The organism is Burkholderia sp. 22088 (assembly GCF_052045915.1).
Taxonomy (GTDB): Bacteria; Pseudomonadota; Gammaproteobacteria; order Burkholderiales; family Burkholderiaceae; genus Burkholderia; species Burkholderia cepacia.
The window spans coordinates 298,264-319,081 of record NZ_JBQEPY010000004.1 but is presented as its reverse complement, the minus strand read 5'-3'; the positions used below and the strand labels follow the sequence as shown (position 1 = coordinate 319,081).

The following is a 20,818-nucleotide window of genomic DNA, read 5'->3' as shown; positions in this document are numbered from 1 at the left end:
CGAGGTTCTCATGGCTGACACACTGCCCGATATCCGGCCCGTGCTGATCGTCGGTGCGGGGCCGACCGGCCTTGCCGCGGCGATGAGCCTCGCGCGAGCCCGCGTGCCGGTGCGCATCATCGATCGGCTTGCCGCGCCCGCGCCGCATTCGCGCGCGATCGGCATTCAGGCGCGCACGCTCGAACTGCTGGAGCAGCATCGCGCGGTCGAACCGTTTCTCGCGCTCGGCCATCGTGCGCATGCAGCCGCGCTCCATGCCGACGGCCGCGTGATCGCGCGGCTCGATTTCGATCCGCTGCACACGCGCTATCCGTACCTGCTGTTTCTCGACCAGACCGTCACCGAGCGCCTGCTCGCCGAGCATCTGGCCCGGCTCGGCGTGACGGTCGAGCGCGGCGCGACGCTGACCGCATGCGATGCGGGCGGCGCGTCGCTCGACGTGTCGATCCGCCGCACCGACGGTCGTGACGAATCGTTCGCGCCGTCGTACCTGATCGCCGCCGACGGCGCGCACAGCACGGTCAGGCATCTGCTCGGCCTGGGCTTCACCGGGCAGGCGTTCGAGCAGACGTTCCTGCTCGCCGATTTCGCGGCGATACCCGACTGGCCGGACGAAGAGATCCACCTGTTCGCGACACCCGAAGGCATGGCCGGCCTGTTTCCGATGGGGGGCGGCCGTTACCGGCTCGTGGCCGACCGGCCGCCCGGCAGCGACGCGTCGTCCGATGCGCCGGTCCCGTCGCTCGCGGAATGCGACGCGATCGTGCGTGCCCGTGCCGGCGCGTCGATCTCGCCGAGCGATCTCGCGTGGTCGTCCTATTTTCACCTGCACAGCCGGATGGTCGACCGGCTGCGTCACGGCCGCGTGTTCTTCGCGGGCGACGCCGCGCACGTCCACAGCCCGGCCGGGGCGCAGGGCATGAACACCGGCATCCAGGAAGCGTTCAATCTTGGCTGGAAGCTCGCGCGCGTGCTCGGCGCGGGCACGCCCGAACGGCTTCTCGACACGTATCACGCGGAACGTCATCCGATCGAGCGCGACGTGTTGCGGCAGACCGGTTTCGTCACGCAAGTCGTCGAAGCCGAGCGCGGCGCGATGAAGCTGCTGCGCGATCATGTCGTGCCGCTGCTGGCGTCGTTCGGGCCGATGCGCGACGCCGTGCGGCGTACGGTCAGCGAACTCGGCGTGCAGTACCGGAAGAGTCCGCTCACGCTGGAGCGCGTGCTCGACGGCGGGCCGCGCGCAGGTGAGCGGGCACCCGATGCGTACGTACGCGTGGTCGACGGGCCGCTCGGTCAGGCGCCCGGCACGGCGCGGCTATACGACCTGCACGATCCGGCGAGCTTCACGTTGCTGCTGCTGGAAGAGCCGCCGGATGCCGACACCGGCGCGTTGCCGCCGATACCGGCCGATGCGCAGGTGCTCGCGCAGGGGCTCGAACGGATCATGCCGGACGCGGTGCGCGTCTGGCGCGTCACCGATGCCGAAGGCGGGGATGCCGGGCTTGCGCAGGAATACGGCCGCTCGCGGCCGTCGTTTTATCTGCTCCGGCCCGACGGTTACGTGGCCGCGCGCGGGCGCACGGCGACCGACGCGAACGCGTTGCTGCGCCACTGCGAAAGCTGGTTCGCGGGCATGTCGCGGCCCGCGTAGCGGGGCGGTCAGGCCTTTGCCGCGGCAGGCACGAGGGATGCGCGGTGCGCGGCGATCGCGTCGCGCACGATCGGTGCCGCGCGTTGCGCAGCCTCGCATGACGGATCGTCGAGCGCCGCGAGAAGCGCGCGGCGCATCCGCGGCTCCCAGAAGCGCCGGATATGGTCGGCGATGCCGGCCAGCGCCTCGTCGCGATCGGGCATCGATTCGAAGAATGCGCCGATCTGGTTGGCCATGTCGATCAGGTGTCCGTTGTCCATCGCTTCCTCACTTGCCCGTGGTCTCGCCGGCGGTCGCGGCCGCACGGCGCTCGAGCAGATCGAGCTGCTCGGCGTTGAAGCGTGCGTAGGCTTTCTGCCAGTCGGACGGCTGCGCGACGGGTAGCACCTGGACGGCCGTCACCTTGTACTCGGGGCAGTTCGTCGCCCAGTCCGAGCTGTCCGTCGTGATCACGTTCGCACCCGATTCGGGGAAGTGGAACGTCGTATAGACGACGCCCGGCTGCATGCGTTCGGTCACGAGCGCGCGCAGCACCGTCTGCCCCGCGCGCGACTCGATGCCGACCCAGTCGCCGCTGCGGATCCCGCGATCCTGCGCGTCGTGCGGATGGATCTCGAGGCGGTCCTCCTCGTGCCAGCGGACGTTCTCGGTGCGGCGCGTCTGCGCGCCGACGTTGTATTGCGACAGGATGCGACCCGTCGTCAGGATCAGCGGATAACGCTGCGTGACCTTCTCCGGCGACGCGATGAACTGCGTGATCACGAACTTGCCCTTGCCGCGCACGAAGGCGTCGATGTGCATCGTCGGCGTGCCTTCCGGTGCGTGCTCGTTGCACGGCCACTGGATGCTGCCGAGCGCGTCGAGCTTCGCGTACGACACGCCCGAGAACGTCGGCGTGAGTCGCGCGATCTCGTCCATGATTTCCGACGGATGCGCATAGTCCATCTCGTAGCCGAGCGCGCGCGACAGCATCAGGGTGACTTCCCAGTCCGCGTAGCCCGCGAGCGGCGGCATCACCTTGCGCACGCGCGAGATGCGGCGTTCCGCGTTCGTGAACGTGCCGTCCTTCTCGAGGAACGACGAGCCAGGCAGCAGCACGTGCGCGTATTTCGCGGTCTCGTTCAGGAAGATGTCCTGCACGACGATGCATTCCATGGCCGACAGTGCGGCCGCGACGTGCTGCGTATTCGGGTCCGACTGGACGATGTCCTCGCCCTGGCAGTAGAGCCCCTTGAAGCTGCCGTCGAGCGCCGCGTCGAACATGTTCGGGATGCGCAGCCCCGGTTCGGGTTGCAGCGTGGCCGACCACGCCTGTTCGAACTGCGTGCGCACGATCGTGTCGCTGATGTGCCGGTAGCCGGGCAGCTCGTGCGGGAACGAGCCCATGTCGCACGAACCCTGCACGTTGTTCTGGCCGCGCAGCGGATTGACGCCGACGCCTTCGCGGCCGACGTTGCCGGTCGCCATCGCGAGGTTCGCGATGCCCATCACCGTCGTCGAGCCCTGCGCGTGCTCGGTCACGCCCAGCCCGTAGTAGATCGCGGCATTGCCGCCCGTCGCATAGAGGCGCGCGGCTTCACGGACCCGTTCCGCCGGCACGCCCGTCACGTCGGCGGTCGCCTCGGGAGAGTTGTCGGCACGCGATACGAATTCGCGCCACTGCTCGAATGCGCGCGTCTCGCAGCGCTCGGCGACGAACGCGTCGTCGACGAGCCCCTCCGTGACGATCACGTGCGCGAGTGCGTTGACGATCGCGACGTTGGTGCCGGGGCGCAGCTGCAGATGGTGGGTGGCCTTCACGTGCGGGCCGTCGACGACGTCGATGCGGCGCGGGTCGATCACGATCAGCTTCGCACCCTCGCGCACGCGCCGCTTCAGCCGCGAGCCGAACACCGGGTGCCCGTCGGTCGGGTTCGCGCCCATCACGACGATCACGTCGGCCTGGCCGACCGAGGCGAACGTCTGCGTGCCGGCCGATTCGCCGAGCGTCGTCTTGAGGCCGTAGCCCGTCGGCGAGTGGCACACGCGTGCGCAGGTGTCGACGTTGTTGTTGCCGAATGCGGCGCGCACCAGTTTCTGCACGAGGTAGGTTTCCTCGTTCGTGCAGCGCGACGACGTGATGCCGCCGATCGAGTCGCGGCCGTACTTCTGCTGCAGCTTGCGGAATTGCGTTGCCGCGTAGGTGAGCGCTTCGTCCCAGCTGACTTCGCGCCACGGGTCGGTGATCTTCTCGCGGATCATCGGCTTCGTGATGCGGTCCTTGTGCGTCGCGTAGCCCCATGCGAAGCGTCCCTTCACGCACGCATGGCCTTCGTTGGCGAGGCCGTTCTTGTGCGGCGTCATGCGCACGACCTGCGTGCCCTTCATCTCGGCCTTGAACGAGCAGCCGACGCCGCAGTACGCGCAGGTCGTGACGACGGAGTGTTCCGCCTGCCCGAGTTGCACGACCGATTTTTCCTGCAGCGTGGCGGTCGGGCAGGCGGCGACGCATGCGCCGCACGATACGCATTCCGACGCCATGAACGATTCGCTTTCGCCGGCGGCGACGCGCGATTCGAAGCCGCGTGCGGCGATCGTCAGCGCGAACGTGCCTTGCGTTTCCTCGCAGGCGCGCACGCAGCGGTTGCAGACGATGCATTTCGACGGGTCGTACGTGAAGTACGGGTTCGACTCGTCCTTGCGGTCTTTCAGGTGATTCGCGCCGTCGAAGCCGTAGCGCACTTCGCGCAGCCCGACGACGCCCGCCATGTCCTGCAACTCGCAGTCGCCGTTGGCGGGGCAGGTGAGGCAGTCGAGCGGATGGTCGGAGATGTACAGCTCCATCACGTTGCGGCGCAGCGACTGCAGCCGGTCCGACTGCGTGCGCACCTTCATGCCCGCTTCGGCCGGCGTCGTGCACGAGGCGGGATAACCGCGCCGGCCTTCGATCTCGACGAGGCACAGCCGGCACGAGCCGAACGGTTCGAGCGAATCGGTCGCGCAGAGCTTCGGGACGTTGACGCCGGCTTCGATCGCCGCGCGCATCACCGACGTGCCGGCCGGCACGGTGACCGGCTGGCCGTCGATTTCGAGCGTGACGTCGGTATCGGCATGCCGTTGCGGCGTGCCGTAGTCGGTATCGTCGAACGGGTCGCGGGCACGCGCTTGCGCGGCGCTCTTGCACGCGCATTGGCCCGAGCCGCAGCCGCCTTGGCGGACGTTGTTCGTGTCGAGGGACATGCAGGGCTCCTTCTGGGTCAGGCCGCAGCCTTGACCGGACCCGACGCGGCGTCCTTGCCGGCGGCGAGCCCGAAATCTTCGGGGAAATGGTCGAGCGCGGACAGCACCGGATAGGGTGTCATGCCGCCCATTGCGCACAGCGAACCGGCCAGCATCGTGTCGCACAGGTCGCGCAGCAGCGTGACCTGCCGCTCCGACGTGTCGCCGTGGCGGATGCGCGCGATCGTCTCGACGCCACGTGTCGAACCGATCCGGCACGGCGTGCACTTGCCGCACGACTCGATCGCGCAGAACTTCATCGCGTATTCGGCCAGCTCGGCGAGGTTCGACGTATCGTCGTGGAGCACGATGCCGCCGTGCCCGACGACCGCGCCGATCGCCGTGTACGCTTCGTAGTCGAGCGGCACGTCCCACTGGTGGTCGGGCAGGTAGGTGCCGAGCGGGCCGCCGACCTGGGCGGCGCGCGCGGGCCGGCCGCTTGCCGTGCCGCCGCCGAAATCGAACAGCAGCTCGCGCAGCGTTACGCCGAACGCGAGCTCGACGAGGCCGCCGTGGCGGATGTTGCCCGCGAGCTGGAACGGCAGCGTGCCGCGTGAGCGGCCCATCCCGTAGTCGCGATAGAACGCGGCGCCGCGCGCGAAGATCACGGGTGCCGTCGCGAGCGTGATCACGTTGTTGATGACGGTCGGCTGGCCGTACAGGCCCGCGAGCGCGGGCAGCGGAGGTTTCGCCCGCACGACGCCGCGCTTGCCTTCGAGCGATTCGAGCAGCGCCGTTTCCTCGCCGCACACGTACGAGCCCGCGCCTTTCGCGACGTGCAGCTCGAACGCATGCACGGAGCCGAGCACGTGCTCGCCGAGCCAGCCGGCTTCGCGTGCACGGACGATCGCGGCTTCGAGCGTGGCGATTGCATGCGGGTATTCGCTGCGCACGTAGATGTAGCCGACCGTCGCGCCGGTCGCGACGCCCGCGATGATCATCCCTTCGATCAGGCAGTACGGATCGCACTCCATCAGCAGGCGGTCGGAGAACGTGCCCGAATCGCCTTCGTCTGCGTTGCAGACGATGTATTTCTGCGTGGCGCTGGCTTGCCGGACCGTGCGCCATTTGATGCCGGCCGGGAACGCGGCACCACCGCGGCCGCGCAACCCCGATTCGATCAGCGTTTCGCACGCGGCGTCGCCGTCGAGCGCGAGCGCGTTCTTCAGGCCGGCGAGGCCTTCGTATTGCAGGTAGTCGTCGATCGACAGCGGATCGGTCAGGCCGATGCGGGCGAACGTGAGGCGTTGCTGGCGCGCGAGATAGGGCAATGCGTCGACGAGGCCGACGCCGCTCGGATGCGTGCCGCCGTCGAGCCAGTTTGCGTCGAACAGAGCCGGCACGTCGGCGGCCGACAGGTTCGCATAACCGACGCGGCCGGCGGCCGTGCCGACCTCGACGAGCGGCTCGAGCCACAGCAGCCCGCGCGAACCGTTGCGGACCAGATCGACGGCGACGCCGCGCCGCTGCGCTTCCGCCGTGATGGCGGCGGCGAGCGCGTCGGCGCCGAGTGCCAGTGCGGACGAATCGCGCGGAACGTAGATGCGGGTCGTCATGCGGCCTCCGGGGTATGGGCGACCGCCTCGGCAAGCAGCGCGTCGAATTTCTCCGGCGTGACCTTCGCGTGCAGCACGCCGTTGACCGTCAGCGACGGCGATTGCGCACACAGTCCGAGGCAGTAGACCGATTCGAGCGCGACGTCGCCGGGCGCGTGCGCGTTCGCGACATCGCCGTGCGCCGCGTCGAACCGGCAACCCGTGCGGGCTTCCGCATGCGCGGCCAGCGCTTCGCAGCCCATGCTGCTGCACGCTTCGGCACGGCACATCTGGATCGTCACGCGGGCGGGCGGCGCGGTGCGGAAGTGGTGGTAGTAAGTCAGTACGCCGTGCACTTCCGCGCGCGACAGGTTGAGCGCCCTGGCGAGCGGCGCGACGCAGCCCGGCGGCACGTAGCCCGCGTCGTCCTGGATCGCGTGCAGGATCGCCACGAGCGACCGGCCGGCGCGCGCATGGCGCTCGACGAGCGCGTCGGGCGCTTCGGAATTCGGGGACATCGGTTGTGCTCCTCCAAAATCTCATATGCGCTCCAAATTCATATAGTGCGCACTTCGACTTCGTTCTGATTGATTTTGAACAACGATAAGCGGAAGATTTGGCGGTCGCAATAGGAAATCGGAGTGCATAATTGGTTCGAATCGAATGCGACGCGTATCTGACCGTACGCGACACGGAAGGCCGTGCGGCCAGCCTGTCGGATGTCGCGCCGTTGCTGGAACTCGTGGCCGACACGGGCAGCATCGCGCAGGCCGCGCACGCGAAAGGGCTGTCCTACCGGCACGCGTGGGGCATGCTGCGCGCGCTGGAGGCGTGCATCGGCGGGGAACTGATCGAAACCGCGCGCGGCAAGGGCTCGACGCTGTCGGCGCTCGGGCAGGCGGTTGTCGATGCGCAGCGCCTCGCGCGCAGCCGGCTCGACGGTAACCTGCGGACGCTGGCGGCCGAGGTGGCGAGCGACCTGAACCGGCGGCTCGCGCAGCGCGACGGCGCCGTGCGCATTCATGCGTCGCACGGCTACGCGGTCGCGACGCTCGTATCCGCGCTCGTCGATGCGCAGGCGGCTGTCGACATCAAGTATCGCGAGAGCGTCGAGGCCGTGCAGGCGCTTGCCCGCGGCGAGTGCGACCTGGCGGGCTTCCATCTGCCGCGCGGTGCGTTTCGTGCGCAGTGCGCGCAAATCTACCGGCCGTGGCTCGACGATACGCGCCATGTGCTGATCCACCTGACTCGGCGCCAGCAGGGGCTGTTCGTCCCGCGCGGCAACCCGAAGCAGGTTCGCGGCCTCGCGGATCTCGCGCGCAATGACATCCGCTTCGTCAACCGCCAGCCGGGGTCGGGCACGCGCATGCTTCTGGACCTCGCGCTGCGCGCGATCGGCATTGATCCCGAGCGCATCGACGGCTACGCGTCGGCCGAGCTCACGCATTCGGCTATCGCGGCGTTCGTCGCGAGCGGGATGGCCGATCTCGGCTTCGGCGTCGAACCTGCCGCCCATCATTTCGGGCTCGATTTCATCCCGGTCGTCGACGAGGACTATTACTTCGCGTGCGAACGCGCGCGGCTCGACGCGCGGCCGCTTGCCGGTGTACTGGCGCTGCTGCGCGACGCGCGCTTCGTCGAGCGCGTCGCGCATCTCGACGGCTACGATCCGGCTGCGTGCGGAACGTTGACGAGCATCGCGACGGGGCTGGCCGGCGGCGACGGCGCGAGCGTGCCGGGCGGCAATTCGCGGTAACGCGCGCGCGATCGAACCGCGCTGCAGCAGCGGGGGATTTGCGCTACGCTTGCCGCTTGACCAACGTTCCAACAAGTACGCCGTTCAAGCGTCATCCCGCCATGAAATTTTCCGTTCCCCTCGCCGCGGCAGCGTTGACCGCGGGGCTGCTGGCCGCTGTTTCGCCGTTTGCGCTCGCGCAGAATTCCCCCGGTGTGCCTGGCGGTATCCTGAGCGAACAGTTTCGCCTGAACGAGCATCCGCAGATGCCGTTCGCAGCGTCGACGCCGTCGCAGAAATACCAGAGCGGCAAGAAGTCGGCCTTGCGCCGCAAGGGCGACTTGGGCGATCCGAACGGCTGCAACCTGAAGTGCCCGATGGATAGCCAGTAACCGGGCGGACGGAGCACGTCCGCAAGGGTCATGCGGCGCCGGTTCGCTTGACGGGCGTTGCGTCCACGTACTGGCCTGGCTGGTTGACCGGCGACTGCCGGAGTCTCGTGGGATTCCGGTTCTGTCCGAGCCCCGCGAAGTGTCGCCGCTTCGCGGGGCTTTTGCTTTCCGGCGGAATCTTCATGCGATTCGGTGTCGGGCGATGCCTGCATGCGCGCATCGTCGGCCTGATGGGGGATCTAGGGTTAACCCGTAAATCAGGAAGGATGTCTTTCAGAAACCTGCCTTATTCTTAAGCATCCGCCTACATAAACTTCGGGTTGTCAGCGATGAACAAGGTGTTCACCGCGAACACAGACAAATCTGGAGGTAGGTCATCATGAAGTCGCTCGTTCAAGCTGTTGTCGTTGCTGCCGCTCTCGTTGCCCCGGTCGTGTCGTTTGCCCAGTCGGGTTCGACGATCACCCGCGCGCAGGTTCGCGCCGAACTGGTCCAGTTGCAGCAGGCAGGTTACAACTCCGCTCGCGGCGAAGATCCGCATTATCCGGAAGCGATCCAGGCCGCAACGGCGCGTGTTGCCGAGCAACAGCGCAGCGCGATGGCGCAAGCGCAAGGCGCCGACGCCAGCGGTTACGGCGCACAGGCGCAGGGGGCGTCGGCATCGGGTTCGCGTGCAATGGGCGTGCGCCCGGCCACCGCTGAAGAAATGAAGTCGCTGTATCGCGGCAGCTAAGCCGCACATCGCCCGGTGTGCGTGAGTGCTGGTGCGACGACGCGTCCGACGCTGCGGCACCCGGGCCGGCCGCCGCCTGGCGCGATCGATGATTGTGCGGGCGCGGCAGGACATCCGTCACCTCCTGTCGCCGGAATACCGGTGGCATTCCGCCCGGCCCGTCCGTGGCTGGGCGCTTTTTCGGAAGGGGAAGGGTGCATGCGTTTCGGCGGCAACAAAAAACCCCGCAGACTTGCGTCATGCGGGGTTCGTGCGACGAGCGCGGAATTTGGTGGAGGCGGCGGGAATCGAACCCGCGTCCAGAAGCGCTCCACGACTAGTTCTACATGTTTAGTTCAGTCATTTGATTTAACCGCAGCGACGCGGACGAACACGCTGCACTACGGCGATTCGCTAGGTTTTCGACCCTGGCGTCGCGACGCCGACAGGGCTTAACTGACGTAAATGACCTCTGGCGGTATTGCTACCGGTCTTGCGACACTAGCCCGTCAGTGAACTAGGCAGAGGACGGCGGCCCTTAGGCTGCCAGTGCGAACGTATCGTCGTTTGCAGTTACGATTTTCCCATTGATTAACGAGGTGACGGGTCCTCGACATGCCCTAGCCGCTTCACAACCCCTGTCGAAACCAGGTCGCCCCCGCGGATAAGATCGATCATTATAGCCCAACATCGCGCAGCAGTTCGCGCAGTTGCAGTGTCGTGTCGACGAGATGTTGCGCTTGCCAGTCGGCCGGTGCGGCGCCGTCGCCGCAGTAGCCGTACGCGGCCGCGATCGTCGCCATGCCGGCGGCGCTGCCGGCCTGAATGTCGCGCAGATCGTCGCCGACGTAGACGATGCGTGCGGGCGCGAGCGTCAACTGGTCGGCCGCATGCAGCAGCGGGGCCGGATGCGGCTTCGGGTGCGGCGTTGTGTCGCCCCCGACGACGCAGGCCGCGCGTGGCGCGAGACCGAGCAACTCGACGAGCGGCGCCGTGAGCCGCATCACCTTGTTCGTGACGATCCCCCAGCGCACACCGCGTGCATCGAGTTCGTCGAGCACGTCGCCGATGCCGGGGAACAGCGTCGTATGCACACACAGATCCGTCGCATAGTTGGCCAGGAACTCGTCGCGCATCGCTTCGTATCCGGGTGTGTGCGGATCGATGCCGAACGCGCCGCCGAGCAGGCCTCGCGCGCCGGCCGAGGCCAGCGGCCGCAGCACGTCGAGCGGTGTTTCGGGCAGGTCGCGCACGCGTTGCATCTTGTTGACGGCCGCCGCGAGATCGGGGGCCGTGTCGGCGAGCGTGCCGTCCAAGTCGAACAGCACGGCATCGCAGTGCAGCAGGCGCGGTTCGTCGAGTGTAGCCCGCGCGGTCGAGAGGGGAGTCGTCATGCAGGGTGGAGGGTCATGCGCCGCGGCGGCACGCGACGAGGTAGTTGATGTCGGTGTCGTTCGACAGCGCGAAGCGCTTGCCGATCGGGTGATACGTGATGCCCTTGATCTCCACGATGTGCAGATCCGTCGCACGCACGAAGCCGGCCAGTTCCGATGGGCGGATGAAGCGCGCGTAGTCGTGCGTGCCCTTCGGCAGCATTTGCGCGATGTACTCCGCGCCGATCACGGCGAACAGGTAGGCCTTCAGGTTGCGGTTCAGCGTCGAGAAGAACACCCAGCCACCCGGCTTCACGAGCGTCGCACACGCGGCGACGACATCGCCGGGAGACGGCACGTGCTCGAGCATCTCCATGCACGTGACGACATCATAGGTGCCCGGTTCACGCGCGGCGATCGCTTCCGCTGCGATGGCTTCATAGTCGACAGTGATGCCGCTTTCGAGGCTGTGCAGGTCGGCGACGCCGAGCGCTTCGGTCGACAGGTCGATACCTTTCACCTGTGCGCCGAGTCCGGCCATCGATTCGGACAGGATGCCGCCGCCGCAGCCGACGTCGAGTGCACGCTTGCCGGCGAGGTGCGCATGCGCATCGATCCAGCCGAGGCGGACCGGGTTCAGGTCGTGCAGCGGCTTGAATTCGGCGTTCGGATCCCACCACCGATGGGCGAGGTCGCTGAATTTCTGGAGTTCGTGCGGATCGGCGTTGGTCATGTCGGCAAACGGGCTACGAGAGGAGGGCGGTACTGCGATTCGTCAGCCCCGAGTATATAAGAAGCGGACGAGCGGCGAAGCGGCAGGCGCCTGGACGGGCGTCAAAGAAAAAGCCCCGCCGGGGCGGGGCTTTGAAGCAGTCGAAAACCGCGGCTTAGTTTGCCGGAACGGTCGTCTTCTGGACTTCTTGCGTACCAACCACTTCGACTTCCACGCGGCGATCCGGTGCGAGGCAGGCGATGAGTTGCTTGCGGTTCTTCTGGTTGCAGCCCGTCGTGACCGGGTTGCGCTTGCCCTTGCCTTCCGTGTAGATCTTGTTGGCCGGCACACCCTTGCTGACCAGGTACGACTTCACGGCTTGCGCACGGCGCAGCGACAGACGGTCGTTGTACTTGTCCGAACCGATGCGGTCCGTGTAGCCCGTTGCGACGACCACTTCCGTGTTCATGCCTTCGATCTTCGAAGCCAGTTCGTCCAGCTTTTGCTTGCCCAGCGGCTTGAGCGTTGCCTTGTCGAAGTCGAACAGTGCGTCAGCTTGATACGTGATCTTCTGGCTCGAGATAGCCGGAGCGACCGGAGCGACCGGCGGCTGCGGTGCCTGGGCGACCAGTGCGCCATCGCACTTCGCGTTGGCGGTGGCCGGCGTCCAGAACGCATCGCGCCAGCAGAGCTCGTTCGTGCCGTTCATCCACACCCATTCGCCCGTGCCGTTCACCCAGTTGTCATTGACGGCTTGACGCGACGCCGGCACCGACTGTGCCGAAGCGGATGCAGCCATAACTGCGGTAGCTGCAATGAACGCGAGCTTTGAAAGTTTATTCATATTTCTCCTCTCGAAATTGAGATTACCGCAGGTTTACTGCGAGCCTGTTGACGGTGACAAGTCATACATTGCTCGAAGTATAACATTGGTGCGGCACAAAAAACGCGGCACCGCTCTGTGTAGACTTCGAGCAGCGTCTAACTTTCAGTGCGTTGGCATTTTGCCATATCGTTCCCTTCCTACGAAAAAAAATCCTCCCCACCCTAAGATCGCTTCAACTTTGTGGTGCATGCGCAACACCGCCCTGCCGCAACTTTTAGAGATTGTCAAGAGTGTGTCGGCGAAATTGCGCGAATGTGCGTGGTTGTTTACTCGTGCGCATGAAACAAGTGTGACGGGATCGCCTGCGGCGTCGAGTCGCGTGCGATTTCGGTCGAATCGACGTGGCCGCGATTTTCGCTATTTATATATAGAGGGGGCGGCGAATTGGCGGCTGATGGGCGCATGTTAGAATCTCGCGTTGCGTTGCGCATGCAGCGCCCACGCGAAAGGCGTTCGCCGTCTTCGCTCCGAAACGATACGGATACATGGATCAATTCGCCAAAGAGACCCTGCCCACCTCCCTAGAGGAGGAAATGCGCCGTTCGTATCTCGATTACGCGATGAGCGTGATCGTCGGACGTGCCCTCCCGGATGTCCGCGATGGCTTGAAGCCCGTGCATCGGCGCGTGTTGTTCGCGATGCACGAACTGAACAACGACTGGAACCGCGCGTACAAGAAGTCGGCGCGTATCGTCGGTGACGTGATCGGTAAGTACCATCCTCACGGCGACACCGCGGTGTACGACACGATCGTGCGGATGGCGCAGGACTTCTCGCTGCGCTACATGCTGATCGACGGGCAGGGCAACTTCGGCTCGATCGACGGCGACAATGCCGCGGCGATGCGTTACACCGAAATTCGCATGGCGAAGATCGGTCACGAGCTGCTCGCCGACATCGACAAGGAAACGGTCGATTTCGAGCCGAACTACGACGGCAACGAAATGCAGCCGTCGGTCCTGCCGTCGCGCATCCCGAACCTGCTGATCAACGGCTCGTCGGGCATCGCGGTCGGTATGGCGACCAACATCCCGCCGCACAACCTGAACGAAGTCGTCGACGCGTGCCAGCATCTGCTGGGTAACCCGGAAGCGACGATCGACGAGCTGATCGAGATCATCCCGGCGCCGGATTTCCCGACGGCCGGCATCATCTACGGCGTCGCCGGCGTGCGCGACGGCTACCGCACCGGGCGCGGTCGCGTCGTGATGCGCGCGGCCACGCACTTCGAGGAGATCGACCGCGGCCAGCGGATGGCGATCATCGTCGACGAGCTGCCGTACCAGGTGAACAAACGCTCGCTGCTCGAGCGGATCGCCGAACTCGTCAACGAGAAGAAGCTCGAAGGCATCTCCGACATCCGCGACGAGTCCGACAAGAGCGGCATGCGCGTCGTGATCGAGCTCAAGCGCGGTGAAGTTCCGGAAGTGGTGCTGAACAACCTGTACAAGGCGACGCAGCTCCAGGATACGTTCGGCATGAACATGGTCGCGCTGGTCGACGGCCAGCCGAAGCTGCTGAACCTGAAGGAAATCCTGCAGTGCTTCCTGTCGCACCGACGCGAAGTGCTGACGCGCCGCACGATCTACGAACTGCGCAAGGCCCGTGAACGTGGCCATGTGCTCGAAGGTCTCGCGGTCGCGCTCGCCAACATCGACGAGTTCATCGCGATCATCAAGGCAGCGCCGACGCCGCCGATCGCGAAGGCGGAGTTGATGGCGAAGCCGTGGGATTCGTCGCTCGTGCGCGAGATGCTCACGCGCGCCGAGAGCGAGAACGCGGCGGCCGGCGGCCGCTCCGCGTACCGCCCGGAAGGCCTGAACCCGGCGTTCGGCATGCAGAGCGACGGGCTGTACCGCCTGTCCGACACGCAGGCCCAGGAAATCCTGCAGATGCGCCTGCAGCGTCTGACCGGCCTCGAGCAGGACAAGATCATCGGCGAGTACCGCGAAGTGATGGCGCAGATCGCCGACCTGCTGGACATCCTCGCACGCCCCGAGCGGATCACGACGATGATCGGCGAGGAGCTGACCTCGGTGAAGGCCGAATTCGGCGACGCGCGCCGCTCGAAGATCGAGCTGAACGCGACCGAGCTGAACACCGAGGATCTGATCACGCCGCAGGACATGGTCGTCACGATGTCGCACGCGGGCTACGTGAAGTCGCAGCCGCTGTCCGAGTACCGCGCGCAGAAGCGCGGCGGCCGCGGCAAGCAGGCGACGCAGATGAAGGAAGACGACTGGATCGAGACGCTGTTCATCGCGAACACGCACGACTATATCCTGTGCTTCTCGAACCGCGGCCGCGTGTACTGGGTCAAGGTCTATGAAGTGCCGCAGGGGTCGCGCAACTCGCGCGGCCGCCCGATCGTCAACATGTTCCCGCTGCAGGAAGGCGAGAAGATCAACGTCGTGCTGCCGGTCAAGGAGTTCTCGGCCGACAAGTTCATCTTCATGGCGACGTCGCTCGGCACCGTGAAGAAGACGCCGCTCGAGGCATTCAGCCGTCCGATGAAGAAGGGCATCATCGCGGTCGGCCTCGACGAGGGCGACTACCTGATCGGCGCGTCGATCACCGACGGTGCGCACGACGTGATGCTGTTCTCCGATTCCGGCAAGGCCGTGCGCTTCGACGAGAACGACGTGCGTCCGATGGGGCGTGAAGCGCGAGGCGTGCGCGGCATGCAGCTCGAGGACGGGCAGCAGGTCATCGCGATGCTGGTTGCCGGCAGCGAGGAGCAGACGGTGCTCACCGCGACCGAGAACGGCTACGGCAAGCGTACGCCGATCACCGAGTACACGCGTCACGGCCGCGGCACGAAGGGTATGATCGCGATCCAGACGTCGGAGCGTAACGGCAAGGTCGTGGCTGCCACGCTCGTCGACGCCGAAGATCAGATCATGCTGATCACGACGGCCGGCGTGTTGATTCGCACCCGTGTCTCGGAGATTCGCGAGATGGGGCGTGCCACGCAAGGTGTTACACTCATCAGTCTCGATGAGGGTACCAAGCTCTCCGGCCTGCAGCAGATCGCGGAGGCTGAAGAGGGCGATGGCGAGGCCGACGAGGCGTCGGACGGCGAAGCCTGAAGAACGGATGAGACTCTGGCCGCCGCGGGCGTGAAGCGCCGCGGCCGGCGAGCAACCATTCATATTTCCAAAAGGGAGTGATGATGCAAAAGCAATTCAAGCAACTGGTCCTGCTGGCTGCACTGGTGCCGACGTTCGCGATGGCGCAAGCGCTGTCGAATTCCGCACCGGCGCCTGCCGCGGCAGCTGCGCCGATCGACGCCGACAAGAAGGCTGCGATCAAGGATCTGCTCGACGCGATCGACGCGCCGAAGCTCGTGTCGGCAATCGGCAACAGCGCCGAAATGCAGGCCAAGCAACTCGTGCCGGCAATCCTGTCGGACGCGCTGTCGGAAAACAAGACGCTGAACGACAAGCAGAAGCAAGCTGCCGTTCCGACGCTGCAGAAGAACGCGGTGCCGAAGCTGGTCGACGGCGCAGGCAAGGTGTTCGGTACGCAACAGTTCCAGAACGACGCGATGTCGGCTCAGTACGACGCCTACGCGAGGTACTACAGCACGTCGGAGATCAAGGATCTGACGACGTTCTACAAGAGCCCGACGGGCCGCAAGTTCATCCAGGTTCAGGATCAGGTCGGTCGCGACGTGGTCAACGGCCTGATGCAGAAGTACATGCCGCAAGCGATCCAGGCAACGCGTACGCAGGCTGACAAGGAAGTCGCAGCAGTCAAGCCGGGCAAGTAAAGCCGTCCGGGCACGCCACCGGCCGTTCGGCCGGGTTTGGCGGGAGCCTGACGACAGTGCGATAATGGCCGTTTGCGCGCGAGCGCAAGCGGCCATTTCTTTTCTGGCGCGTTCTGCCGGCGGCGAGCCGGTCGCGTCCCTCCGAGGTTTTCACGATGCGCGTCTTTAATTTCTCCGCCGGCCCTGCGGCGATGCCCGAGGAAGTGCTGCGGCAAGCCGCCGACGAAATGCTCGACTGGCACGGCAGCGGTATGAGCGTGATGGAGATGAGCCATCGCGGCAAGGAGTTCATGTCGATCCACGAGGCCGCGCTGACCGACCTGCGCGACCTGCTCGGCGTGCCGGCAAGCCACCGGATCCTGTTCCTGCAGGGCGGCGGTATCGCCGAAAACGCGATCGTGCCGATGAACCTGCTCGGCTCGCGCAAGACGGCCGACTTCGTCGTGACGGGCTCGTGGTCGCAGAAATCGTTCAGCGAAGCGAAGAAATACGGCACGCCGCATCTCGCCGCAACCGGCAAGACGGAAAACGGCTTCACGCGTGCACCCGCGCGCGCCGAATGGCAACTGTCGGACGATCCGGCCTACGTGCATCTGTGCACCAACGAGACGATCGACGGCGTCGAGACGTTCGAGATTCCCGATCTCGGCGACGTGCCGCTGGTCGCGGATGTCTCGTCGCACATCCTGTCGCGTCCGATGGACGTCGCGAAGTACGGTGTGCTGTTCGGCGGTGCGCAGAAGAACATCGGGATGGCCGGTGTGACGCTCGTGATCGTGCGCGAGGACCTGCTCGACCGCTCGCTGTCGATCTGCCCGTCCGCGTTCGAATGGAAGACCATCGCCGCGAACAACTCGCTGTACAACACGCCGCCCACCTACGCGATCTACATCGCGGGTCTGGTATTCCAGTGGCTGAAGCGGCAGGGCGGTCTCGAGGCGATCGAGGCCCGCAATATCGAAAAGGCGAAGCTGCTCTATGACACGATCGATGCGAGCAGTTTCTATCTGAACAAGGTCGAGCCGGCAGCACGTTCGCGAATGAACGTGCCGTTTTTCCTGGCCGACGAAACGCGCAACGAAGACTTCCTTGCCGGCGCAAAGGCGCGCGGGCTGCTGCAGCTGAAGGGCCACAAGTCCGTCGGCGGTATGCGGGCGTCGATCTACAACGCGGTGCCGCTCGAGGGCGTGAAAGCGCTCGTCGAGTACATGAAGGACTTCGAGCAGCGCGGCGCCTGACGGCGGCGCTGTTCAAACAGCACGGCAAAACGCATGGACGACGAACTGAATTCCCGCCTGAAACCGCTGCGCGATCGCATCGACGCGATCGATGCGCAGCTGATCGCGCTCCTGAACCAGCGCGCCGCGGTGGCGCTGGAGGTGGGCGAGGTCAAGAAGCATTTCAACGCGCCGGTGTTCCGGCCGGAGCGCGAGCTGCAGGTGATCGCGCGGTTGCAGGACATGAGCGCGGGGCCGCTCGCGAGCGAGCACATCAGCGCCATCTGGCGCGAGATCATGGCCGCGAGCCGCGCGCTCGAGCAGACGATCCACGTCGCGTTCCTCGGGCCGGTCGGCACGTACAGCGAGCAGGCAATGCTCGAGTATTTCGGCCAGTCGATCGAAGGGCTGCCGTGCCCGTCGATCGACGAAGTATTCCGCTCGGTCGAGGCCGGGGCTGCCGTATACGGCATCGCGCCGGTCGAGAATTCGACCGAAGGCGCCGTGTCGCGCACGCTAGACCTGCTGCTGCAGACGCAATTGCTGATCAGCGGTGAGCTCGCGCTGCCGATCCATCACAACCTGCTGACGCAGGGCGGCACGCTCGACGGCGTGAAGCGCGTCTGCGCGCATGCGCAGGCGCTTGCGCAATGCCAGCAGTGGCTCGCGGCGAATGCGCCGCAGCTCGAGCGGCAGGCCGTGGCGAGCAACGCGGAGGCCGCGCGTCTCGCGGCGGCCGATCCGACCGTCGCGGCGATCGCGGGCGATCGTGCGGCCGCGCACTACGGATTGCAGATCGCGTTCTCGCTGATCCAGGACGATCCGCACAACCGCACGCGCTTCGTCATCGTCGGCAAGCAGCCGGCCGGGCAAAGCGGTCACGACCAGACGTCGCTGATCGTGTCGGTGAAGAACGAGCCGGGCGCCGTGTTCAAGCTGCTCGAGCCGCTCGCGCGGCACGGCGTGTCGATGACGCGCTTCGAGTCGCGCCCGGCGCGCGTCGGCACGTGGGAGTACTACTTCTACATCGATATCGAAGGGCACCGGGACGATGCGGCGGTGGCGGCCGCGCTCGCGGAACTCGGCCAGAAGGCCGCGTTCCTGAAGATACTCGGTTCGTATCCGCGCGCACGCTGATGCGCGGCGGCCCGTCGCCTGCTCGGGCAGGCGTTGCGGCGAGGCGGGCAGGGCAGGCCGGTTGGCGCTGCCGAAGGCGGGTTCGGCCCGCGTCCGGCGCAGGTTGCGCCGGGTGCGGGCCCGTTGCCCGGAATCTGGAATTCCGCATGCGGGGCGTCGTTCCGCGCGCGTAACTTGGCTCTTGTCGTGTCAGGCTTTGCATTCAACAAACTGGTCATTTTCGGCGTCGGCCTGATCGGCGGATCGCTAGCCCGCGCGCTGCGCGAACGCGCGCCGGGCGGTGCGGGCGAGGTTGTCGGCGTGGGGCGTTCGCGTGCGTCGGTCGAGCGCGCGCTCGCGCTCGGCGTGATCGATCGCGCGGCGGCACTCGACGATGACGCGCAATTGCGCGACGCGCTGGCCGGCGCCGATCTCGTGCTGCTGGCCGCACCCGTTGCGCAAACGGGCCCGTTGCTCAAGCGCATCGCGCCGTGGCTTGAAGAGGCGACGATCGTCACCGATGCGGGCAGCACCAAGTCCGATGTCGTCGCGGCCGCGCGCGACGCGCTCGGCGCACGCATCGCGCAGTTCGTGCCGGGGCATCCGATCGCCGGTCGCGAGTCGAGCGGCGTCGAGGCCGCGTTGCCGGATCTGTACGTCGGCCGCAACGTGGTGCTGTGCCCGCTGCCGGAGAATGCGCCCGAATCCGTCGCGCGGATCGACGCGATGTGGCGTGCGACCGGCGCCGACGTGCGCACGATGAGCACGGAGCAGCACGATCGCGTGTTTGCGTCGATCAGCCATTTGCCGCACGTGCTGTCGTTCGCGCTCGTCGAGCAGATCCTCGGCGAGGCCGACGCGGAACTCAAATTCTCGTATGCGGCGGGCGGTTTCCGCGATTTCACGCGCATCGCGGCGTCGAGCCCGGAGATGTGGCGCGACGTGTGCGTCGCGAATCGCGCGGCGCTGCTCGACGAGCTCGACGGCTATACGCGCGTGCTCACGCGGCTGCGCGCGGCGATCGACGCCGGCGACGGCGCGGCGCTCGAAGCCGTGTTCACGCGTTCGCGCGCCGCGCGCAAGGCATGGCAGGAGCGCGGCGGCGCGCCCGCTGCCGAACCGGTCAAGAAATAACAGGACGATTCCCATGGACTATCTCGATCTCGGCCCGTACTCCAGCGCATCGGGCACCGTGCGCCTGCCCGGCTCGAAGAGCATTTCGAACCGCGTGCTGCTGCTCGCGGCGCTGGCCGAAGGCGAAACGACGATCACCAACCTGCTCGACTCCGACGACACGCGCGTGATGCTCGACGCACTCGGCAAGCTCGGCGTGAAGCTCGCGCGCGACGGCGATACCTGTGTCGTCACGGGCACGCGCGGCGCATTCACCGCGAAGACGGCCGACCTGTTCCTCGGCAACGCGGGCACGGCCGTGCGGCCGCTGACCGCCGCGCTCGCGGTGAACGGCGGCGACTATCGCGTGCACGGCGTGCCGCGCATGCACGAGCGGCCGATCGGCGATCTCGTCGACGGCCTGCGCCAGATCGGCGCGCAGATCGACTACGAGCTGAACGAAGGCTTCCCGCCGCTGCGGATCAAACCCGCGACGATCTCGGTCGATGCGCCGATCCGCGTGCGCGGCGACGTGTCGAGCCAGTTCCTCACGGCGCTCCTGATGACGCTGCCGCTCGTGAAGGCGAAGGACGGCCGGATCGTCGTCGAGATCGACGGCGAGCTGATCTCGAAGCCGTACATCGACATCACGATCCGGCTGATGGAGCGCTTCGGCGTGACCGTCGAGCGCGACGGCTGGCAGCGCTTCGTCGTGCCGGCCGGGGTTCGCTACAAATCGCCGGGGCAGATCATGGTCGAGGGCGACGCATCGTCGGCGTCGTATTTCCTCGCGGCTGGCGCGCTCGGCGGCGGGCCGCTGCGTGTCGAGGGCGTGGGGCGCGCGAGCATCCAGGGCGACGTCGGCTTCGCGAACGCGCTGATGCAGATGGGCGCGAACGTGACGATGGGCGACGACTGGATCGAAGTGCGCGGCATCGGCCACGACCACGGCAAGCTCGAGCCGATCGACATGGATTTCAACCTGATTCCCGATGCGGCGATGACGATCGCGGTCGCGGCGCTGTTTGCCGCCGGCCCGAGCAAGCTGCGCAACATCGCAAGCTGGCGCGTGAAGGAAACCGACCGCATCGCGGCGATGGCGGCCGAACTGCGCAAGGTCGGCGCGATCGTCGAGGAAGGCCCTGACTATCTCGTCGTCACGCCGCCGGAAAAGCTCACGCCGAACGCGGCGATCGACACGTACGACGATCACCGGATGGCGATGTGTTTCTCGCTCGTCAGCCTGGGCGGTGTGCCCGTGCGGATCAACGATCCGAAGTGCGTCGGCAAGACGTTCCCCGACTATTTCGACCGCTTCGCCGCGCTCGCCAAAGCCTGACCCG

The 20,818-nt window shown here is 66.4% G+C and carries 17 protein-coding genes and 1 other RNA gene; 10 read left to right on the top strand and 8 right to left on the bottom strand.

Features of this window, described 5'->3' with window-relative positions; translation table 11 throughout:
- The first annotated feature begins 10 nt into the window (after positions 1-10).
- Positions 11-1,654: an FAD-dependent monooxygenase gene (locus ACTJLD_RS09820; RefSeq protein WP_440658622.1), complete on the top strand. Its 1,644-nt coding sequence runs from the start codon at positions 11-13 to the stop codon at positions 1,652-1,654.
- Positions 1,655-1,662: 8 nt separating this feature from the next.
- Here the strand turns inward: ACTJLD_RS09820 and ACTJLD_RS09815 are convergent, their stop codons facing one another.
- The 4 genes from ACTJLD_RS09815 to ACTJLD_RS09800 are packed head-to-tail and all read right to left on the bottom strand — an operon-like array spanning position 1,663 to position 6,965.
- Positions 1,663-1,914 carry a formate dehydrogenase subunit delta gene (locus ACTJLD_RS09815; protein ID WP_027788075.1) on the bottom strand — a complete coding sequence of 84 codons (252 nt, stop codon included), beginning with the start codon at positions 1,912-1,914 and terminating at the stop codon, positions 1,663-1,665.
- A gap of 7 nt (positions 1,915-1,921) precedes the next feature.
- Positions 1,922-4,873: a formate dehydrogenase subunit alpha gene (gene fdhF, locus ACTJLD_RS09810; RefSeq protein ID WP_321907175.1), complete on the bottom strand. Its 2,952-nt coding sequence runs from the start codon at positions 4,871-4,873 to the stop codon at positions 1,922-1,924.
- A gap of 17 nt (positions 4,874-4,890) precedes the next feature.
- The gene (locus ACTJLD_RS09805; protein WP_440658621.1) at positions 4,891-6,468 is read right to left on the bottom strand and encodes a formate dehydrogenase beta subunit; all 1,578 of its coding nucleotides are present in this window, start codon (positions 6,466-6,468) and stop codon (positions 4,891-4,893) included.
- The gene (locus ACTJLD_RS09800; RefSeq protein WP_440658620.1) at positions 6,465-6,965 is read right to left on the bottom strand and encodes an NAD(P)H-dependent oxidoreductase subunit E; all 501 of its coding nucleotides are present in this window, start codon (positions 6,963-6,965) and stop codon (positions 6,465-6,467) included. The genes ACTJLD_RS09805 and ACTJLD_RS09800 overlap by 4 nt, the downstream gene beginning before the upstream one ends.
- 131 nt (positions 6,966-7,096) lie before the next feature.
- On the opposite strand from ACTJLD_RS09800, the gene ACTJLD_RS09795 reads away from it, so the two are divergent.
- The 3 genes from ACTJLD_RS09795 to ACTJLD_RS09785 all read left to right on the top strand — a co-directional run bounded on the left by ACTJLD_RS09795 (position 7,097) and on the right by ACTJLD_RS09785 (position 9,307).
- On the top strand, positions 7,097-8,203 hold the full coding sequence (locus ACTJLD_RS09795; protein ID WP_027788071.1) for a substrate-binding domain-containing protein: 1,107 nt from the start codon (positions 7,097-7,099) through the stop codon (positions 8,201-8,203).
- A gap of 101 nt (positions 8,204-8,304) precedes the next feature.
- The gene (locus tag ACTJLD_RS09790) at positions 8,305-8,574 is read left to right on the top strand and encodes a hypothetical protein (RefSeq protein ID WP_027788070.1); all 270 of its coding nucleotides are present in this window, start codon (positions 8,305-8,307) and stop codon (positions 8,572-8,574) included.
- A gap of 379 nt (positions 8,575-8,953) precedes the next feature.
- Positions 8,954-9,307, top strand: a complete 354-nt coding sequence (locus ACTJLD_RS09785) for a DUF4148 domain-containing protein (RefSeq protein ID WP_027788069.1) — start codon at positions 8,954-8,956, stop codon at positions 9,305-9,307.
- Positions 9,308-9,576: 269 nt separating this feature from the next.
- Here the strand turns inward: ACTJLD_RS09785 and ssrA are convergent.
- From ssrA to ompA, 4 genes are all read right to left on the bottom strand, one after another.
- Positions 9,577-9,946, bottom strand: a transfer-messenger RNA (tmRNA) gene (gene ssrA / locus ACTJLD_RS09780).
- A 17-nt stretch (positions 9,947-9,963) separates the two neighbouring features.
- Positions 9,964-10,680, bottom strand: coding sequence for a phosphoglycolate phosphatase (gene gph, locus ACTJLD_RS09775; RefSeq protein ID WP_175810499.1), 717 nt, complete (start codon positions 10,678-10,680; stop codon positions 9,964-9,966).
- Between the two features lie 13 nt (positions 10,681-10,693).
- Positions 10,694-11,392, bottom strand: coding sequence for a bifunctional 2-polyprenyl-6-hydroxyphenol methylase/3-demethylubiquinol 3-O-methyltransferase UbiG (gene ubiG, locus ACTJLD_RS09770; protein WP_027788067.1), 699 nt, complete (start codon positions 11,390-11,392; stop codon positions 10,694-10,696).
- Positions 11,393-11,546: 154 nt separating this feature from the next.
- On the bottom strand, positions 11,547-12,215 hold the full coding sequence (ompA, locus tag ACTJLD_RS09765) for an outer membrane protein OmpA (protein ID WP_021157465.1): 669 nt from the start codon (positions 12,213-12,215) through the stop codon (positions 11,547-11,549).
- Positions 12,216-12,742: 527 nt separating this feature from the next.
- Between ompA and gyrA the strand changes: the two genes are divergently transcribed.
- From gyrA to aroA, 6 genes are all read left to right on the top strand, one after another.
- Complete coding sequence (gene gyrA / locus ACTJLD_RS09760; protein WP_027788066.1) at positions 12,743-15,346, top strand: DNA gyrase subunit A; 2,604 nt, start codon at positions 12,743-12,745, stop codon at positions 15,344-15,346.
- An 83-nt stretch (positions 15,347-15,429) separates the two neighbouring features.
- A complete protein-coding gene (locus tag ACTJLD_RS09755) occupies positions 15,430-16,029 on the top strand; it encodes a DUF2059 domain-containing protein (protein WP_440658619.1) in 600 nt (199 codons plus the stop codon).
- Between the two features lie 155 nt (positions 16,030-16,184).
- Positions 16,185-17,267, top strand: a complete 1,083-nt coding sequence (gene serC, locus ACTJLD_RS09750; RefSeq protein ID WP_027788065.1) for a 3-phosphoserine/phosphohydroxythreonine transaminase — start codon at positions 16,185-16,187, stop codon at positions 17,265-17,267.
- Between the two features lie 33 nt (positions 17,268-17,300).
- Positions 17,301-18,383, top strand: a complete 1,083-nt coding sequence (gene pheA / locus ACTJLD_RS09745) for a prephenate dehydratase (RefSeq protein WP_440658618.1) — start codon at positions 17,301-17,303, stop codon at positions 18,381-18,383.
- A gap of 186 nt (positions 18,384-18,569) precedes the next feature.
- Positions 18,570-19,496, top strand: a complete 927-nt coding sequence (locus ACTJLD_RS09740) for a prephenate dehydrogenase/arogenate dehydrogenase family protein (protein ID WP_059498475.1) — start codon at positions 18,570-18,572, stop codon at positions 19,494-19,496.
- Positions 19,497-19,509: 13 nt separating this feature from the next.
- Complete coding sequence (gene aroA, locus ACTJLD_RS09735) at positions 19,510-20,814, top strand: 3-phosphoshikimate 1-carboxyvinyltransferase (protein WP_440658617.1); 1,305 nt, start codon at positions 19,510-19,512, stop codon at positions 20,812-20,814.
- Positions 20,815-20,818: the final 4 nt, after the last annotated feature.

What these genes read in the sequence shown, in the direction of transcription:
- ACTJLD_RS09755 (WP_440658619.1), top strand. Translation starts at nt 15,430, where the DNA reads ATGCAAAAGCAATTCAAGCAACTGGTCCTGCTGGCTGCACTGGTGCCG.
- aroA (WP_440658617.1), top strand. Translation starts at nt 19,510, where the DNA reads ATGGACTATCTCGATCTCGGCCCGTACTCCAGCGCATCGGGCACCGTG.
- serC (WP_027788065.1), top strand. Translation starts at nt 16,185, where the DNA reads ATGCGCGTCTTTAATTTCTCCGCCGGCCCTGCGGCGATGCCCGAGGAA.
- ACTJLD_RS09790 (WP_027788070.1), top strand. Translation starts at nt 8,305, where the DNA reads ATGAAATTTTCCGTTCCCCTCGCCGCGGCAGCGTTGACCGCGGGGCTG.
- gph (WP_175810499.1), bottom strand. Translation starts at nt 10,680, where the DNA reads ATGACGACTCCCCTCTCGACCGCGCGGGCTACACTCGACGAACCGCGC.
- ACTJLD_RS09820 (WP_440658622.1), top strand. Translation starts at nt 11, where the DNA reads ATGGCTGACACACTGCCCGATATCCGGCCCGTGCTGATCGTCGGTGCG.
- ubiG (WP_027788067.1), bottom strand. Translation starts at nt 11,392, where the DNA reads ATGACCAACGCCGATCCGCACGAACTCCAGAAATTCAGCGACCTCGCC.
- pheA (WP_440658618.1), top strand. Translation starts at nt 17,301, where the DNA reads ATGGACGACGAACTGAATTCCCGCCTGAAACCGCTGCGCGATCGCATC.
- ACTJLD_RS09785 (WP_027788069.1), top strand. Translation starts at nt 8,954, where the DNA reads ATGAAGTCGCTCGTTCAAGCTGTTGTCGTTGCTGCCGCTCTCGTTGCC.
- ACTJLD_RS09800 (WP_440658620.1), bottom strand. Translation starts at nt 6,965, where the DNA reads ATGTCCCCGAATTCCGAAGCGCCCGACGCGCTCGTCGAGCGCCATGCG.
- fdhF (WP_321907175.1), bottom strand. Translation starts at nt 4,873, where the DNA reads ATGTCCCTCGACACGAACAACGTCCGCCAAGGCGGCTGCGGCTCGGGC.
- gyrA (WP_027788066.1), top strand. Translation starts at nt 12,743, where the DNA reads ATGGATCAATTCGCCAAAGAGACCCTGCCCACCTCCCTAGAGGAGGAA.
- ACTJLD_RS09805 (WP_440658621.1), bottom strand. Translation starts at nt 6,468, where the DNA reads ATGACGACCCGCATCTACGTTCCGCGCGATTCGTCCGCACTGGCACTC.
- ompA (WP_021157465.1), bottom strand. Translation starts at nt 12,215, where the DNA reads ATGAATAAACTTTCAAAGCTCGCGTTCATTGCAGCTACCGCAGTTATG.
- ACTJLD_RS09815 (WP_027788075.1), bottom strand. Translation starts at nt 1,914, where the DNA reads ATGGACAACGGACACCTGATCGACATGGCCAACCAGATCGGCGCATTC.